This is a genomic window from Allobosea sp. OAE752 (assembly GCF_050433265.1).
Taxonomy (GTDB): Bacteria; Pseudomonadota; Alphaproteobacteria; order Rhizobiales; family Beijerinckiaceae; genus Allobosea; species Allobosea spartocytisi.
This window is the reverse complement of record NZ_JBNPXO010000004.1, coordinates 338,532-353,210: the sequence shown is the minus strand read 5'-3', so window position 1 is coordinate 353,210 and position 14,679 is coordinate 338,532. Positions and strand designations below refer to the sequence as shown.

The window sequence follows — 14,679 nt, the reverse complement described above, 5'->3', positions numbered from 1 at the left end:
CTCGTGGTTTCTTGTCAGCGAAGTTTCGGATTCAGCGCATCGCGCAGCCAGTCGCCGAGCAGGTTGACCGAGAGCACGATCAGCCCGAGCTGCAGCGAGGGGAACACGACGAGCCACCAGGAGCCGGAGAACAGGTACTGGTTGCCGATGCGGATCAGCGTGCCCAGCGAAGGCTGGGTGATCGGCATGCCCACCCCCAGGAAGGAGAGCGTTGCCTCCGAGAGGATGGCGAGGCCGAGATTGAGCGTCGCCGCGACCATGACCGGCGTCAGCGTGTTCGGCAGGATGTGCCAGAGCATGATGCGCGTCGCCGGCACGCGGATGATGCGGGCGGCCAGCACATATTCCTTGCGGCGCTCGACCATGGTCGAGGCGCGCACGGTGCGGGCATACTGTACCCAGTTGGTCAGCGAGATCGCGAGCACCAGCACCATCGCGGCGAAGGGGTCGCGCAGTTCCGGCGGCAGCAGGCCGCGGAACACCGCCGAGACCAGGATCGCCATCAAGAGCGTCGGGATGGAGAGCACCGTGTCCCCGAGGCGCATCAGCAGATTGTCGATGCGCCCACCATGGAAGCCGGCGACGAGCCCGACGGACACGCCGATCAGCATCGAGACGACGACGGCGGAAAAGCCGATGATCAGCGAGATGCGCGAGCCGTAGAGGATGGCGGAGAGCACGTCTCGGCCCTGCGGGTCGGTGCCAAGCAGGAAGGGCCATTCGCCGCCCTCCTGCCAGATCGGCGGGATCTCGGCCTTGTCGATGAAGATCTGCGAGAGATCATAGGGGTTCTGCACGGCGATCAGCGGGGCCAGGAAGGCCGTGACGATCAGCAGCGTCAGCACCAGCGCCGAAATCCAGGCGGCGGGCGTCTTGCGGAAGCTCCAGCCAATGTCGCTGTCGAGAAAGCGCCGGATGCGGCCGGGCTTGGCATCGGCAGGTTTGGCATCGGCAGGTTTGGCGACGGTCGCGACGGTTTCAGCGGGCATTGGCGGCTCCCGAGAGCGCGTCCTCGCGCAGGCGCGGATCGACGTAAGCATAGGTCAGGTCGACCAGGGTGTTCAGCGCGACGAAGATGAAGGAGACGATGATCAGATAGGCTGCCATCACCGGGATATCGACGAAGGTGACGGCCTGGACGAAGAGCATGCCCATGCCCGGCCATTGGAACACCGTCTCGGTGACCAGGGCGAAGGCGATGAGGTTGCCGATCTGCAGGCCGGTGACGGTGATGACCGGCATCAGGCAGTTGCGCAGCGCATGGCCGAAATGGATCGAGCGGGCCGGCAGGCCGCGCGCCCTCGCGAAGCGGATGAAATCGGTGCGCATGGTCTCGAGCATCTCGGCCCGCACCAGCCGCATCACCAGCGTGATCTGGAAGAGCGAGAGGGTGATGCCGGGCAGGATCAGCGCCTTGCGCCCCGACGGCGTCAGGAAACCGGTGCTCCACCAGCCGAGCTTCACCACCTCGCCGCGGCCGAAGGCCGGCAGCCATTGCAGCGTCACCGAGAAGACGAGGATCAGCATGATCCCGAGCGCGAAGCTCGGCAGCGAGACGCCGAGCACCGATCCGAATTGCAGCGCCTTGGCGAGGAGGCTTTCTCGTCGGATGGCAGTGTAGACCCCGAGCGGGATACCGATGGCGAGCGACAGGAAGGTCGCGACCAGGACGAGTTCGAAGGTCGCCGGGAAGCGCTCCGAGATCAGCGCGAAGACATCCTGCTGATTGCGGTAGGAGATGCCGAAATCGCCCTGGGCCGCATTCTTCACGAAGGTCGCGAATTGCAGCACGAAGCCCTTGTCGAGACCGAGGCGGGTCCGCAATTCGTCGCGCTGCTGCTGGCTCGCCTGCTCGTTCAGCATCAGTTCGACGGGATCGCCGACGAAGCGGAAGCTCAGGAAGGCGAGGAAGGCCACGGCGAGCATGACGCCGGCGGCATTCAGGAAGCGCTTGAGGAGGAAGGCCGGCATGGGCGGCTCCTGGGTTCCGGCGGCATTCCCGGGCTTCGCGTTGGCGAAGACCCGGGAAGCTCAGGCGGATGAAGGGCTCGTTTCCGAGATGGCCGGGTCAAGCCCGGCCATGACGGCGGCGGTTCAGCCTCACTTCAGCTTGGTCAGCCACAGGCGCGGCTTGTTGTCGGAGGCCTGCACCATCGTCTCGACATTCGCGCGCATCGCCCAGGCCATCGGCTGCTGGTGCAGCGGGATGAACAGGGTCTGCTCCTTCACCAGCTTGAGCGCCTGCTTCATCATTTCGATGCGTTTGGCGTTGTCGAGCTCGACGCCGGCCTTGTCGATCAAGGCATCGACCTGTGAGTTGCCCCAATTGCCCCAGTTGAACACGCCCGCCGTGCCGGTCTTCGAATGGATCACCTGCACGAGCAGGGAATAGGCGTCGATCATCGGCTCGTTGGCCCAGCCGAAGGAGAGGACGTCGAAATCGCCCTTGGTGCGCTTCGGCGTCTGCTGGGCGCGCGGCGCCATGCTGAGATTGGGCTTGAAGCCGGCGCGCGACCACATCGAGGCGACCGCCTGGCAGAACTCCTCCTCATTGACCAGCGAATCGCTCTGGCAATTCATCTGGAAGGAGAAGCCGCTGGGATAGCCGGCCTCGGTGAGCAGCTTCTTGGCGGCGTTCAGGTCGAAGGGCGGACGCTCGTCCTGCGACGGCTCATAGCCGGGGATGGCGGGCGCGATGAGCGCACCGGTGTTGCGCGAGAGGCCGCGCATGGCGCGCTTCTGGACCGCATCGATGTCGATGGCGCGATAGAGCGCCTCGCGCACCCGGATGTCCTGGAAGGGATTCTTGCCCTTCACATCGCTCTCGAAGAGCTGGTCCTTGAGATTGAAGGCGAAGAAGACCGAGCGCAATTCGTTGGTCTGCATCACCTTGACGTCGGACGACGCCTTGAGGCGCGGCAGATCCTGCAGCGGCGCGACATTGGTGTAGTCGATCTCGCCCGACAGCAGCGCCGCGACGCGAGTCGAGGCCGAGGCAATCGGGACGAACTCGATGCGGTCGATATTGTGCTGCGGCTTGTCCCACCAGCCGGGATTCTTGACGAAGATCGTCTTGGCGTCGGGCTGGCGGCTCTCGATCGAGAAGGGGCCGGTGCCGTTGGCGTGGTCGGTGGGATAGCCGGTGACGCCCTTGCCGACATCGGTCGGCTTCAGGGCGTTGTGCTCCTCCAGCCACTTCTTGTCGAAGATGAAGATGTTGGTGAGGTCGTTGAGCAGCAGCGGATAGGGCCCGTCGACCTCGATCTCGACGGTGTAGTCGTCGATCTTTTTCGAGGATTTATAGGCCGGCAGATTGCCCTTCAGCGGCGAGGCGGCATCCGAGACGCGAGCGAGCGAGGCGATGACGTCGTCGGCCGTGAAGGGGTCGCCATTGTGGAAGGTCACGCCCTTGCGCAGATGGAAGCGCCAGACCGTCGGCGACACCGTCTCCCAGGACTCGGCCAGCGCCGGCTCGATCTTGAGGTCGCCGGTATAGCGCACCAGCCCTTCATAGACGTGGTTCAGGACCGACAGCGTGAAGGTCTCGCCGAAGGAATAGGGGTCGAGCGAGGCGATCTCGCGACCCGCACCCCATTTCAGCGTCTTCGCCTCCGCCGCGCCGCTCAGCGCGAAAGCGGCAACGGCCGCCAGCAACCAGGCCTTCTTCATCGACACTCTCCCCTTTTTCATTCGGCGCAGCCCGGAACGAAGCCGCGCGGTCGTCACTGCCACCTCTGTGCGCATCGTGGCGCTTTCCGCGCCATCTCGTGTGCGATTAATGTTCAGTCTTGCATACGATTGTTTGATCGTATTGTATGCGATTATTGAACACAAGCGCAAACTGGAACGGAGCCCCGTCTCGTGACATTGACGGTCCCCAGCAAGGTCAGACCAAAGCGAGGACAGGCCGATATGGGCGAGTCACGGCTGCCGGGATTGCGTGCGCAATCCGTCTACAGGGCGCTTCGGCGCGCGATCATCGAACAGGCGCTGAAACCGGGCATGAAACTGCCCGAGGATTCGATCGGCGAGCAGCTCGGGGTCAGCCGCACGCTGGTCCGGGAGGCCTTCAACCGCCTTTCGGTGGAAGGGCTCGTCGAGCTCACGCCGAACAAGGGCGCCTCCGTCGCCTATCCGACGCTGGAGGAGGCGCGCGACGTCTTCGAGGTCCGGCGCGGGCTCGAGCGGCTCGTCGCCGAGAACCTCGCCGGGAGATTGACCGCCGCGCAGGCGGCCGAGCTGGAAGCCCATGTCCGGCAGGAGGAAAAGGCGCATGGGCAGGACGGGCCGGAATCGATCCGCCTGTCCGGCGAGTTCCATATCAAGCTCGCCGAGATGACCGGCAACGCCCTGCTGCTGCGCTATGTGCAGGAATCCTCGTCGCGCTGCTCGCTGATCCTGGCGATCTACGGCCGGCCGCATTCCTCGGAATGCGCCGTCTCCGAACACCGCCAGCTGATCGAGGCCCTGCGCGACGGCGACGCCGCCCGCGCCGCCGACCTGATGGACCATCACCTGCGCGCCGTCGTCACCCGCGCGCTGCTGACACCCCGCATCGAGCGCGACATCCGCGACGTGCTCGCCCCCTATGCCCTGAGCGAAGGACTGACCCCATCATGACAGCGACGCCGGCCGTGCAGCCGCGGGCCGAGGAAGCCCCCGGCATCGTCACCTTCGATTTCGCGCAGCTGACGCCGCGCGAACGCTACAAGCTGCTGATCGGCGCCGTGGTGCCGCGGCCGATCGCGCTGGTGACGACGGTCGATGCGCAGGGCACGGTCAATGCCGCGCCCTTCTCCTTCTTCAACTGCCTCTCCGCCGATCCCGCGATCCTGGCTCTCGGCGTCGAATACCGCCCGACCGGCGCGCAGAAGGATACCGGCCGCAACATCCGCGAGACGCTGGCCTTCACCGTCAACATCGTCTCCGACGCGCTTGTCGCCGGCATGAACATCTGCGCCGTGCCCTTCGAGCCCGGCACGGACGAGCTCGCCGAGGCCGGCCTCACCGCCATGCCCGGCATCAAGGTGCCCTGTCCCTGGATCGGCCAGGCGCCGGCCGCCTTCGAATGCCGCCACCACACCACGCTCGGCATCGGCAGCTCGCGCGAGATCATCCTGGGCGAGATCGTCTATGCGCATTTCCGCGGCGATACCGTCGACGAACGCCTGCATGTCGACCCCGTCGCGCTCGACGCCGTCGGCCGCATGGGCGGCCATGGCTACGCGACGACGCGGGACTATTTCGATCTGCCGACCATGCCGCTCGCGACCTGGCGGACCGATCCGGACGCCGCGAATCGACGAGACTGACCTGCCGGTGCTGCGGCGAAGCGCAGCTTCGCCATGCAACAGGCGCGCAACGGTTAGTCCTCCACCTATCGACCTTGCATTTATCGCATCCCGCCCCTCGCGCTCACGCCATGGCGGGCTCCGCCCGCATGGGTCATCCTGACCTGACGTGACGGCAGCGCCCTTCGGAGCGCAACCGAAGAACAGCGGGGCGATGCACCGCGACAGGGGGAAGGCGGAACCATGGCGGCGCAGCCGCGCCATTGCTGCGCGGCACGGGGCCATGCCCGTTGGGTGACGACATGACGACGACAACCGAGATCATCGACTTCCGGGCCGAGACGGATGACGGAGCCACGCTCCACTGCTTCCGCGAGGGCCATGGCCAGCCGCTGCTGCTGGTCAGCGGCCTCAGCGGCACCGCCGGATTCTGGACGAACATCGCCGCGACGCTCGGGCGCTCCTTCGAGATCATCCGCTTCGACCAGCGCGGCATCGGCGGCAGCAGCCGCGGCGAGGCGCCCTGCGACATCGAGAGGCTCGCCCGCGACGGCCTCGCCGTGCTCGACGCGGCCGGGCTCGACCGGGCCGTCGTGCTCGGCCATTCGACCGGCGGCTGCATCGCGCAGGGGATGGCAAAGCTTGCGCCCGGCCGGCTCGACGGGCTCATCCTCAGCGGAAGCTGGCTCAAGGCCTGCCGCTACATGACCGCCCTGTTCGGTGCCCGGCGCGCCATCCTCGACTGCGCCCCCCAGGCCTTCGCCGCCCTGTCCGTGCTCAGCGCCTACCAGCCGCGCTGGCTCGAGGCGAACTGGCACATCTATGACGACGCGATCGAGGCCGCGCCGGTGAGCGACCATGCCCGGACCGTGATGCGCGAACGCATCGACGCGCTGCTCGCTTTCGACGGCACCGCCGATATCGAAGCCCTGCCGATGCCGATCCTGGTGATGGGGGCGCGGGACGACATGGTCGTGCCGGTCTACCATCAGGAGGCGCTGGCCGCCGCCCTGCCCGGCTGCCGCCGCTCGATCATGGAAACCGGCGGACATCTCTTCCCGGTATCGCGCCCGGACATCTTCACCGCCTCCGTGGCGGAATGGATCGGCGAGCTCTGAGCGCCCCACCCGCCCGGCCGCGTCGAAAGGACCCATATCGGCCCGGCGCCGGCCCACGCTAAACCGGAACCGTTCCAAGGAAGACCCGGGCCGCAAGCCGGGCCCCGAAAGACGAGACCCATGCGCGCCGTTCTGCCCCGCCTCCTCGCTGTATCCTTCCTGACCTCATCGCTTCTGGCCCTGCCGCTCCTCGCCCATCCCGCCGCCGCGCAGGATCTCGAGGCCGGCCAACGCTCCTTCAACAAATGCCGCGCCTGCCACCAGATCGGCGAGGGCGCGCGCAATCTCGTCGGACCCGAGCTCAACGGCGTGATCGGCCGGCATTCCGGCGCGGCCGAGGGCTACAGCTACTCGAACGCCAACAAGAATTCCGGCCTGACCTGGGACGAGGCGACCTTCGCGGATTACATCAAGGATCCCAAGGCGAAGATCCCCGGCACCAAGATGATCTTCGCCGGCATCCGCAGCGAGAAGGAGATCCAGGACCTGATCGCCTTCCTCAAGCAGTTCGACAAGGACGGCAAGAAGCTCTGACGGCGCCCCTCGCCGCGCAGTTCCCCGACCAAACCCATGTCTCGCGCAGCGCCACGGAAGGCGGTGCCGGACGAAAACGACGGCATGCGCTCAGATCAGGGCCGGTAATCCCCCGGCCATGACAGAACGCCTCTTCCATTTTCGCGATTGGATGCAATATTTATTCGCTCCGGCGGATCATCGCGATTCGGGAGCCGGAGAAATGTGCTGCCCGGGAAAGGTCTCCACGCACCGATGAAGAAGGCCAAGCGGAAAACGGGAGAGAAGCGGTCGCAGATCGCCGCTGTGCCGATCCGCCGCGCCGCCGACGGTTCGATGGAGATCCTGCTCGTGACCTCGCGGACGACACGCCGCTGGATCGTGCCGAAGGGCTGGCCGATCAAGGGCCTCAAGGACCACGACGCCGCTGCGCGCGAGGCCTATGAGGAAGCCGGCGTGATCGGCCGCATCGGCCATGAGCCGGCCGGGCGCTACAGCTACTGGAAGCGGATGAGCGACCATTTCGCGCTCTGCGAGGTGAAGCTCTATCTGCTGGCGGTCGAGAAGCAGCTCGGCAGCTTCCGCGAGCAGCACCAGCGCGACCTGCACTGGTTCAAGCTCGCCGACGCCGCCGATATCGTCGACGAGCCCGAGCTCAGCACCGCCATCCGCAAGCTGGAGACGCTGCCTGCCCTGGCGGCATGAAAGCCCGCGGCGATCGCACCCGAATGACAGCGCCGAGAACCGACGATTACTGGCGCATCTGACGAAAATGACGTAGCGTCACCATCCGGAACAAAGAAAAGCGGAGGCCGGCAATGCCCGACCAGACGCGCCATGACGCATGGCAGGCCGGCGAGACTGACGAGCGCTTCATGGCGCGCTGGAGCCGGGAGCTGGCGCCGCGCTTCATCGACTGGCTGAACCCCCTGCCCGGCTTCGAATGGCTGGAGGTCGGCTGCGGCAGCGGCACGCTCACCGAGGCGCTGCTCGGCCTGACCGTGCCGGTCAGCGTCGTCGCGATCGACCCCTCGGAGGACCTCCTGGCGCTGGCGCGCGAGCGCATCACCAATCCCCGCGCCAGCTTCCGGAAGGGCAGCGCCGAGGCCCTGCCGGTGGCGAATACAAGCTGCGACGCCGTCGGCTCGGGGCTGGTGCTCGATATCGTGCCGGACCGGGCCAAGGCACTGGCGGAGATGCGCCGGGTGGTGCGGCCGCGCGGGCTGATCTGCTTCTATGTCTGGGACTATCCGGGCGGCGGGGTGCAGTTCCTGCGCGCCTTCTGGAGCGCCGCGACGGCGCTCGACCCGCAAGCCGCCGATCTCGGCGAGGACCGGCGCTTCCCCTTCTGCACCCAGGAGGGGCTGACCGGGCTCGCGCTTGCCGCCGGGCTCACCGACGTCACCTGCGCGCCGATCACGATCCCGACCGTGTTCCGCGACTTCGCGGATTTCTGGCAGCCCTTCGCGCTCGGCACCGAGCCGGCTGCGGCCTATTACGCCGGCCTGGCGCCGGCGGCGCGCGAGTCCCTGCGGCAGAGGCTGCGGGACGGGCTGCCGATCGCCGAGGACGGCACGATCGCGCTGGAGGCGCGCGCCTGGGCGGTGCAGGGCATCTCGCCCTGAGGACAGAATGGCCGATGCGGGCCGCGCGAGCCAAAACCCCGCCCGCCTTGCGGCGTTCGTTCGCGAGCGAGGGGCAGCGGAGCGCCGCGAGGCGCGGTTGGGTATAAGGCCGCTTCCATTGAGCCAGGATGCGGCGCGGAAGGATTGAGCCACCTTCCGCACGCCCCGTGGCGCTCCGCTTGCCGGCGTTCTTTAAGTCTCCGGGCCGCGCTTATCGGGCCTTGTGGCCATCCTTCGCCGCGAGCCCTTTCGACGCCAGTTCGGCTCATCGCCTTGTCGCGTCTACTCGGGCATGGGACGAAGGCGTGATGCCATCGGCCGTTCCCAGCGAGCTCCTCGCACAGGGATCGTAGTGTCCCCAGGGCGGTGCCCCGAAGCCTCCCGGGAGTGGATCGTGACTCCACCCGCAGGCGCCGCCCCCACCCCCACCAACGGCACACCTCCGGATGGCTGCCCCTCGGGGATGAGGTGGGCCGAGGATAGGCGCGGCCTGCAAGGGCGGGGATAAGTTTTGGCGAGCCGCGACGCCTCTTCCCGTCTCCCCTTGCGGGAGAAGGGTTCCCGCGCCCTCCATCGGCCGCGCGAGACGGGGATGCTCGGCACAAGGCCGAGCCTGACGGCGGACCGGGTTCGACTCCACGCCGGGATGGCGGCATGGCATAAGCGCTCTCTCAAGGAGCCAGCATGCCAATTCGCCCCGAACAGCCCGCGGACGCAGCCGCCATCCGCGCCCTGACCACCGAAGCCTTCGCGGCGGCGCCGCATAGCAGCGGCACCGAAGCGGCCATCATCGACGGCTTGCGCGCGGCCGGCGCGCTGACGCTCTCGCTCGTCGCCGTCGAGGGCGGTGAGATCGTCGGCCATGTCGCCTTCTCGCCGGTGACGATCGACGGGGCGGAGCGTGGCTGGTTCGGGCTCGGGCCGGTCTCGGTGCAGCCGGGCCGGCAGCGCGGCGGCATCGGCTCAGGCCTGATCCGCGACGGCTTGCAGCGCCTGCGCGAGATCGGCGCCGGCGGCTGCGTGTTGCTCGGCGACCCCGGCTATTACGGCCGCTTCGGTTTTGCTGCCGATCCGGCGCTGGTGCTGGAGGGCGTGCCGCCGGAATATTTCATGCGCCTCGCCTTCGGCGCCGGGGTGCCGGCCGGCACGGTGCGCTATCACGCGGCTTTCGACGGGGCCTGAGGCTCAGGAGCGATAGGGCTGCCGAACCGCTACGCCTTTCCTTCTCTCGGCTGGGAGAAGGTGGCGCGGAGCGCCGGATGAGGGTGTGCGTTTTCTGAAGAAGGCTCAACGGCTCCGTTGCGGCTAGACGATCAGCGGCGGTCCCTCACCCCTGCCCCTCTGCCATACGGGAGAGGGATTCTCCGCGGCTCACTTCATCGCCCGGAAGGTGACGAGCACGGCCAGCACCGCCGCATAGCTCTGATGCGTGGTGCCGAGCCCGAGCTCATCGCGCGCATCGAGCAGAAAGCGTTCGAAATCGCGCGAGGCGTGGACGAAGGTGGAGGGGACGGCCATGGGGCAGTCCTAGCGCGCCCTGCGCTCGTCGTCTTGGTCGAGCGTGTCCTCGCCATCCATGTTTCTAGCGCGACTAGTTCAGCGGGTTAGTGGCCCGCATAGAGTGCCACCGCGGCAATCAAGTAGGAAACCGCGATCATCAAGTACGAAAACTGCAGCAACGTCACATAGGCCTCCGTTCCATTGGGGCCATCTATATATCCCCACGGCAATGGGGAGTCCGCGTCAAACGCTGCCAAGTTTCTGGCTAATCGTGCCAAGCAATGGCTAACGCCACCCACGCACCGCGATGGCCCTCTTCGCCCGGATGGGAGGAGGTGGCGCAGAACGTTGGTGAGGGTTAGCAGTTTCCGGGAAAGGCTCAGCGGCTCCTTTAAGCCGCGTGATACCGCCTGTCCTTTTAGGGTTCCCCACTATTCCATCAATTTATACCAATCCCTTACGGCTAGCTTTAGCCTGATTGCTTCTTCTTCCGGAAGAAAATTGCAATGGGCGATTGGTCCACGTACCAGATTAAGTCGATTTATGACTCGCAATACACGATTTTTGCTTGCGTTTGAGAACATTCCTGAAAATATATCCCAATTTTCTTTAACTATCTCTCCCAATTCCCCAAATGTTGTATAATCAATTAAACGATCAGATCGAGGAGGTAAGCCCTCAGAAGCTTCGCGATCTTGATTCTTCCGAGCATTTTCCTGAACTGCCTGCGGAACCGAAGTGTCCCACCAATTCTTTCCCTTTGAGTCTTCAAGAGCGCCATCAATTAGATTTCTAATATCATTCTCCAGCGCATAAAATATCTTGTAGAATTCACTCATCCGATCTGCGTCTTTAATTATCTCGAAATCAACTTGCTGAAGATAATCACTCACAAGTGAATCCGTAACTAATTCAATATTCGATTTTACGTTTTCGATTCTAAATTGCCGGGAAATTTTCCTGAGCTCTGCAGTTACAACCGCGTTCTTCAAAACGAATAACTCAATGACCCGCTCCTCACTCATGACAGCAGATTAGCCTTCAAGCTTCTAAAGATAGCATTGAATACGGCAGGATTCTCAGATTCTGGAAGTATGATATTGATGTTATACGATAACCCGATCCCCATCGGCTTTATAGTATGGTCATCGCGAGAGCCAGTTTGCTCTTTCGGAAAATCGATAACGGCCACTCCTTCAGATACAGGCGCGCTTTTATCGATATAAGCCCTTATCGTCTCGAATGTTTGATATATGAATCCGACAATTCTGTCGGATTTTCTAAGACCTGTTATTTCGACGATCAGGTCTACCACCTTGGGCTCGTCGGCTTTATGAATAAATTCGTTACGCCGAAACATCTCGGAAAAGGCTGACCGCAGACCCTCCAAAGCAGCTGAACTACGAGCACTATCAGATTTAAATTTTGAATATAGTTCAGTAGGCGTGCCATCCGATGACAAGAAGTTCATCTTCTTGAGTAAAGGCGGGATAGCCCTAGAAGAACCGCCAGTCAAATTCAAAATTGTCGAGAGGAAATGCCCAGAAAATCTATCAGGTCGTTCCGAAACTATAATCCCGTCAAGTGCTTTCTTGAAGACCCCTGGCGCTACAGCATAGGGCAAACCGCCCTTTATCTCGCGACGCTTCGTGTCCTGCTTGTCCCCTGCTTGCTTCTCACTCTCTCCGGAGCTCTGGTCTTTGATGGACGCGCTGCTTTCGTTCATGGCTGCTCTCCCCCCTCCATCGGAGTAGGAAATCCAAGTGAATGCAACCTAGAATTTCAGAATCCGTTGGCGTAATGGCTGCTCGGACCGAAACTACCTCCGCCGCCGCCTCTCCGACGCTCCCTTCGGCCGCGACTCCGGCACCGGGCCCATCTCGTCGAGCGTCGGCTTCCGCACCCGTGAGGTGCCGGTCAGCAGCGGGTTCGGCTTCTCGCCGGATTTCGGCTTGCCCTCGCCGCCGCCGAGATTATGCGGGCCCATATCCGCATCGGTGGGTTTCCGGGCGCGGGTCGGCGGCAGGTTGGCGCTGGAGCCGTAAGAGCGCTCGCCCTTGTACTTGCCGGCGGAGGCCTCGACATCGCCCTGCCGGGCGAGCGGATCGTCCGCGATCGCCAGCTCCGTCGCCTGCAGGCGCTTGATCTCGTCGCGCAGGCGGGCCGCCGTCTCGAATTCGAGATCGGCCGCAGCCTCGCGCATGCGCTTCTCGAGATCGGCGATCGCGGCCTTGAGGTTGTGGCCCGAGGCCGGCGCCACCAGCCCCTTGTCGACCGTGACATGGTCGCGCTCATAGACCGAGCCGAGGATGTCGCCGATGGCGCGCTTGATCGTCTGCGGCGTGATGCCGTGCTCGGCATTGTAGGCGAGCTGCTTCTCGCGGCGGCGATTGGTCTCGGCCAGCGCCCGCTCCATCGAGCCGGTGACGTGGTCGGCATAGAGGATGACCTTGCCATCGACATTGCGGGCGGCGCGGCCGATGGTCTGGATCAGCGAGGTCTCGGAGCGCAGGAAGCCCTCCTTATCGGCGTCGAGAATGGCGACGAAGCCGCATTCGGGGATGTCGAGACCCTCGCGCAGCAGGTTGATGCCGACCAGCACGTCGAAGGTGCCGAGGCGGAGATCGCGCAGGATCTCGATGCGCTCGATCGTGTCGATGTCCGAATGCATGTAGCGCACGCGCACGCCGTTCTCGTGCAGATATTCGGTCAAATCCTCGGCCATGCGCTTGGTCAGCACGGTGACGAGTGTGCGGTAGCCCTTCTCGGTGACCTCCTTGATCTCGTCCAGGAGGTCCGCGACCTGGTGCTTGGCGGGCCGGATCTCGACCGGCGGGTCGATCAGGCCGGTCGGGCGGATGACCTGCTCGGTGAAGACGCCGCCGGTCTGCTCCATCTCCCAGCCGCCGGGCGTGGCCGAGACATGCACCGACTGGGGCCGCATCGCGTCCCATTCCTCGAAGCGCAGCGGCCGGTTGTCCATGCAGGAGGGCAGGCGGAAGCCGTATTCGGCCAGCGTCGCCTTGCGGCGGAAGTCGCCCCGATACATGCCGCCGATCTGCGGCACGGTGACATGGCTCTCGTCGGTGAAAACGAGGGCGTTGTCCGGAAGATATTCAAAGAGCGTCGGCGGCGGCTCGCCCGGCTTGCGGCCGGTGAGATAGCGCGAATAGTTCTCGATGCCGTTACAGGAGCCGGTGGCCTCGATCATCTCGATGTCGAAGGTGCAGCGCTGGTCGAGGCGCTGCGCCTCCAGGAAGCGGCCCATGCGGTTGAGCTCGTCGAGGCGGGCTTTCAGCTCCTCCTTGATCGATTTCACGGCCTGGGTCAGCGTCGGGCGCGGCGTGGTGTAGTGCGAATTGCCGTAGACCTTGATGAATTCGAGCTCGCCGGTCTTCTGGCCGGTCAGCGGATCGAACTCGCTGATGCTCTCGACCTCGTCGCCGAACAGGCCGATGCGCCAGGCGCGGTCCTCATAGTGCGCCGGGTAGAGCTCGATCACGTCGCCGCGCACCCGGAAGGTGCCGCGGGCGAAGTCGTGCTGGGTGCGCTTGTACTGGAGCGCGACGAGATCGGCGATGAGCTGGCGCTGCTCGATGCGCTCGCCGAGCTTCACCGAGAAGGTCATCGCCGTATAGGTCTCGACCGAGCCGATACCGTAGATGCAGGAGACCGAGGCGACGATGATCACATCGTCGCGTTCGAGCAGGGAGCGCGTCGCCGAATGGCGCATGCGGTCGATCTGCTCGTTGATCGAGGATTCCTTCTCGATGTAGGTGTCCGAGCGCGGGACATAGGCCTCCGGCTGGTAATAGTCGTAATAGGAGACGAAGTACTCGACCGCGTTGTCGGGGAAGAAGCTCTTGAACTCCCCGTAGAGCTGCGCGGCCAGCGTCTTGTTCGGTGCGAGGATCAGCGCCGGGCGCTGCGTCTCCTCGATCACCTTGGCCATGGTGAAGGTCTTGCCCGAGCCGGTGACGCCGAGCAGCACCTGGTCGCGCTCCTGCCGGCGGATGCCGTCGACGAGATCGGCGATTGCCGTCGGCTGGTCGCCCGAAGGGGAGAACTCCGACTTCATCTGGAAGCGGATGCCGCCTTCCGATTTCTCGGGGCGCTCCGGCCGGTGCGGCGTCCAGGGCTTGCCGGGCTGGATGAAGGGGCTGCCGGTCTCCAGCAGATGCTGCAGCGAGCTCGCCGTCGCGGCCGCCGCGCCCTCGGCGCCGATGAAGGCGCCATCCGCCTTCTTGGAGAGCTTGCGCTTGGGCCTCTCCTCGCCGCCCGGCCGTTCCGTGGCATAGCTCGGCTTCGCCTCGTAGCCGGCCTGCGGCCGGTCGCTGAAGCCCGACGCGCCACCCGGCACCGCCGTGCCGCGGTTGATCGCGGGGTTGAGCAGGTCGGCGAGATAGCCTTCGAGCGGCTTCAGCTCGGGCTTGGTCGCCTTGGAATTCGGCGTGCGGGCCGAGGACGGCTTCTTCGCCGCCTTCGGCTTGGTCGCGGTGGTGTCGGAGCTTTTCGGCATGGCCGCAATATGGGGCGGAACCGCCGCGGATGCGAGGGGGCGCAGCGCCCGGCTGGCATGATTGGTGACAGGAGTTGACAGGACAGAAAACTGCAACTTATAGTTGTATAGAT

At 64.8% G+C, this 14,679-nt stretch carries 14 protein-coding genes; 7 read left to right on the top strand and 7 right to left on the bottom strand.

The genetic code is table 11. The features are described from left to right. Positions 1-14: 14 nt before the first annotated feature. The 3 genes from GGC47_RS13370 to GGC47_RS13360 form a co-directional block, all read right to left on the bottom strand. Positions 15-989, bottom strand: a complete 975-nt coding sequence (locus GGC47_RS13370) for an ABC transporter permease (protein ID WP_133565931.1) — start codon at positions 987-989, stop codon at positions 15-17. After that, positions 979-1,971: an ABC transporter permease gene (locus tag GGC47_RS13365; RefSeq protein WP_429068368.1), complete on the bottom strand. Its 993-nt coding sequence runs from the start codon at positions 1,969-1,971 to the stop codon at positions 979-981. The genes GGC47_RS13370 and GGC47_RS13365 overlap by 11 nt, the downstream gene beginning before the upstream one ends. 129 nt (positions 1,972-2,100) lie before the next feature. Next, the gene (locus tag GGC47_RS13360) at positions 2,101-3,669 is read right to left on the bottom strand and encodes an ABC transporter substrate-binding protein (RefSeq protein WP_429068366.1); all 1,569 of its coding nucleotides are present in this window, start codon (positions 3,667-3,669) and stop codon (positions 2,101-2,103) included. Positions 3,670-3,912: 243 nt separating this feature from the next. Here GGC47_RS13360 and GGC47_RS13355 point away from each other — a divergent pair, with 243 nt between their 5' ends. The 7 genes from GGC47_RS13355 to GGC47_RS13325 all read left to right on the top strand — a co-directional run bounded on the left by GGC47_RS13355 (position 3,913) and on the right by GGC47_RS13325 (position 9,729). Further along, entirely contained in the window at positions 3,913-4,620 is a 708-nt protein-coding gene (locus tag GGC47_RS13355; protein ID WP_038366639.1) for a GntR family transcriptional regulator, read from the top strand. Next, entirely contained in the window at positions 4,617-5,312 is a 696-nt protein-coding gene (locus GGC47_RS13350; protein WP_197062796.1) for a flavin reductase family protein, read from the top strand. Before GGC47_RS13355 ends, GGC47_RS13350 begins: the two co-directional genes overlap by 4 nt. Positions 5,313-5,593: 281 nt before the next feature. After that, complete coding sequence (locus GGC47_RS13345; protein ID WP_142022272.1) at positions 5,594-6,409, top strand: alpha/beta fold hydrolase; 816 nt, start codon at positions 5,594-5,596, stop codon at positions 6,407-6,409. Positions 6,410-6,529: 120 nt separating this feature from the next. After that, entirely contained in the window at positions 6,530-6,943 is a 414-nt protein-coding gene (locus GGC47_RS13340) for a c-type cytochrome (RefSeq protein ID WP_038366636.1), read from the top strand. A 234-nt stretch (positions 6,944-7,177) separates the two neighbouring features. Then, positions 7,178-7,627 (top strand): NUDIX hydrolase, encoded by a 450-nt coding sequence (locus GGC47_RS13335; RefSeq protein ID WP_112763888.1) that lies wholly within the window; start codon positions 7,178-7,180, stop codon positions 7,625-7,627. Positions 7,628-7,740: 113 nt separating this feature from the next. After that, entirely contained in the window at positions 7,741-8,547 is an 807-nt protein-coding gene (locus GGC47_RS13330) for a class I SAM-dependent methyltransferase (RefSeq protein ID WP_429068362.1), read from the top strand. Positions 8,548-9,231: 684 nt separating this feature from the next. After that, the gene (locus GGC47_RS13325; RefSeq protein WP_429068360.1) at positions 9,232-9,729 is read left to right on the top strand and encodes a GNAT family N-acetyltransferase; all 498 of its coding nucleotides are present in this window, start codon (positions 9,232-9,234) and stop codon (positions 9,727-9,729) included. 189 nt (positions 9,730-9,918) lie between these two features. Here the strand turns inward: GGC47_RS13325 and GGC47_RS13320 are convergent, their stop codons facing one another. The 4 genes from GGC47_RS13320 to uvrB form a co-directional block, all read right to left on the bottom strand. Further along, entirely contained in the window at positions 9,919-10,065 is a 147-nt protein-coding gene (locus tag GGC47_RS13320; RefSeq protein WP_429068359.1) for a DUF2267 domain-containing protein, read from the bottom strand. Between the two features lie 413 nt (positions 10,066-10,478). Next, complete coding sequence (locus tag GGC47_RS13315) at positions 10,479-11,072, bottom strand: Swt1 family HEPN domain-containing protein (RefSeq protein WP_429068358.1); 594 nt, start codon at positions 11,070-11,072, stop codon at positions 10,479-10,481. Then, on the bottom strand, positions 11,069-11,773 hold the full coding sequence (locus GGC47_RS13310; RefSeq protein WP_429068356.1) for a DUF5343 domain-containing protein: 705 nt from the start codon (positions 11,771-11,773) through the stop codon (positions 11,069-11,071). Before GGC47_RS13310 ends, GGC47_RS13315 begins: the two co-directional genes overlap by 4 nt. A gap of 93 nt (positions 11,774-11,866) precedes the next feature. After that, positions 11,867-14,566, bottom strand: a complete 2,700-nt coding sequence (uvrB, locus tag GGC47_RS13305; protein ID WP_429068354.1) for an excinuclease ABC subunit UvrB — start codon at positions 14,564-14,566, stop codon at positions 11,867-11,869. Between the last annotated feature and the right edge of the window lie 113 nt (positions 14,567-14,679).

Bases quoted from the DNA above. Each gene is read 5' to 3' on its own strand.
- GGC47_RS13370 (WP_133565931.1), bottom strand. From the start codon at position 989: ATGCCCGCTGAAACCGTCGCGACCGTCGCCAAACCTGCCGATGCCAAA.
- GGC47_RS13365 (WP_429068368.1), bottom strand. From the start codon at position 1,971: ATGCCGGCCTTCCTCCTCAAGCGCTTCCTGAATGCCGCCGGCGTCATG.
- GGC47_RS13360 (WP_429068366.1), bottom strand. From the start codon at position 3,669: ATGAAGAAGGCCTGGTTGCTGGCGGCCGTTGCCGCTTTCGCGCTGAGC.
- GGC47_RS13355 (WP_038366639.1), top strand. From the start codon at position 3,913: ATGGGCGAGTCACGGCTGCCGGGATTGCGTGCGCAATCCGTCTACAGG.
- GGC47_RS13350 (WP_197062796.1), top strand. From the start codon at position 4,617: ATGACAGCGACGCCGGCCGTGCAGCCGCGGGCCGAGGAAGCCCCCGGC.
- GGC47_RS13345 (WP_142022272.1), top strand. From the start codon at position 5,594: ATGACGACGACAACCGAGATCATCGACTTCCGGGCCGAGACGGATGAC.
- GGC47_RS13340 (WP_038366636.1), top strand. From the start codon at position 6,530: ATGCGCGCCGTTCTGCCCCGCCTCCTCGCTGTATCCTTCCTGACCTCA.
- GGC47_RS13335 (WP_112763888.1), top strand. From the start codon at position 7,178: ATGAAGAAGGCCAAGCGGAAAACGGGAGAGAAGCGGTCGCAGATCGCC.
- GGC47_RS13330 (WP_429068362.1), top strand. From the start codon at position 7,741: ATGCCCGACCAGACGCGCCATGACGCATGGCAGGCCGGCGAGACTGAC.
- GGC47_RS13325 (WP_429068360.1), top strand. From the start codon at position 9,232: ATGCCAATTCGCCCCGAACAGCCCGCGGACGCAGCCGCCATCCGCGCC.
- GGC47_RS13320 (WP_429068359.1), bottom strand. From the start codon at position 10,065: ATGGCCGTCCCCTCCACCTTCGTCCACGCCTCGCGCGATTTCGAACGC.
- GGC47_RS13315 (WP_429068358.1), bottom strand. From the start codon at position 11,072: ATGAGTGAGGAGCGGGTCATTGAGTTATTCGTTTTGAAGAACGCGGTT.
- GGC47_RS13310 (WP_429068356.1), bottom strand. From the start codon at position 11,773: ATGAACGAAAGCAGCGCGTCCATCAAAGACCAGAGCTCCGGAGAGAGT.
- uvrB (WP_429068354.1), bottom strand. From the start codon at position 14,566: ATGCCGAAAAGCTCCGACACCACCGCGACCAAGCCGAAGGCGGCGAAG.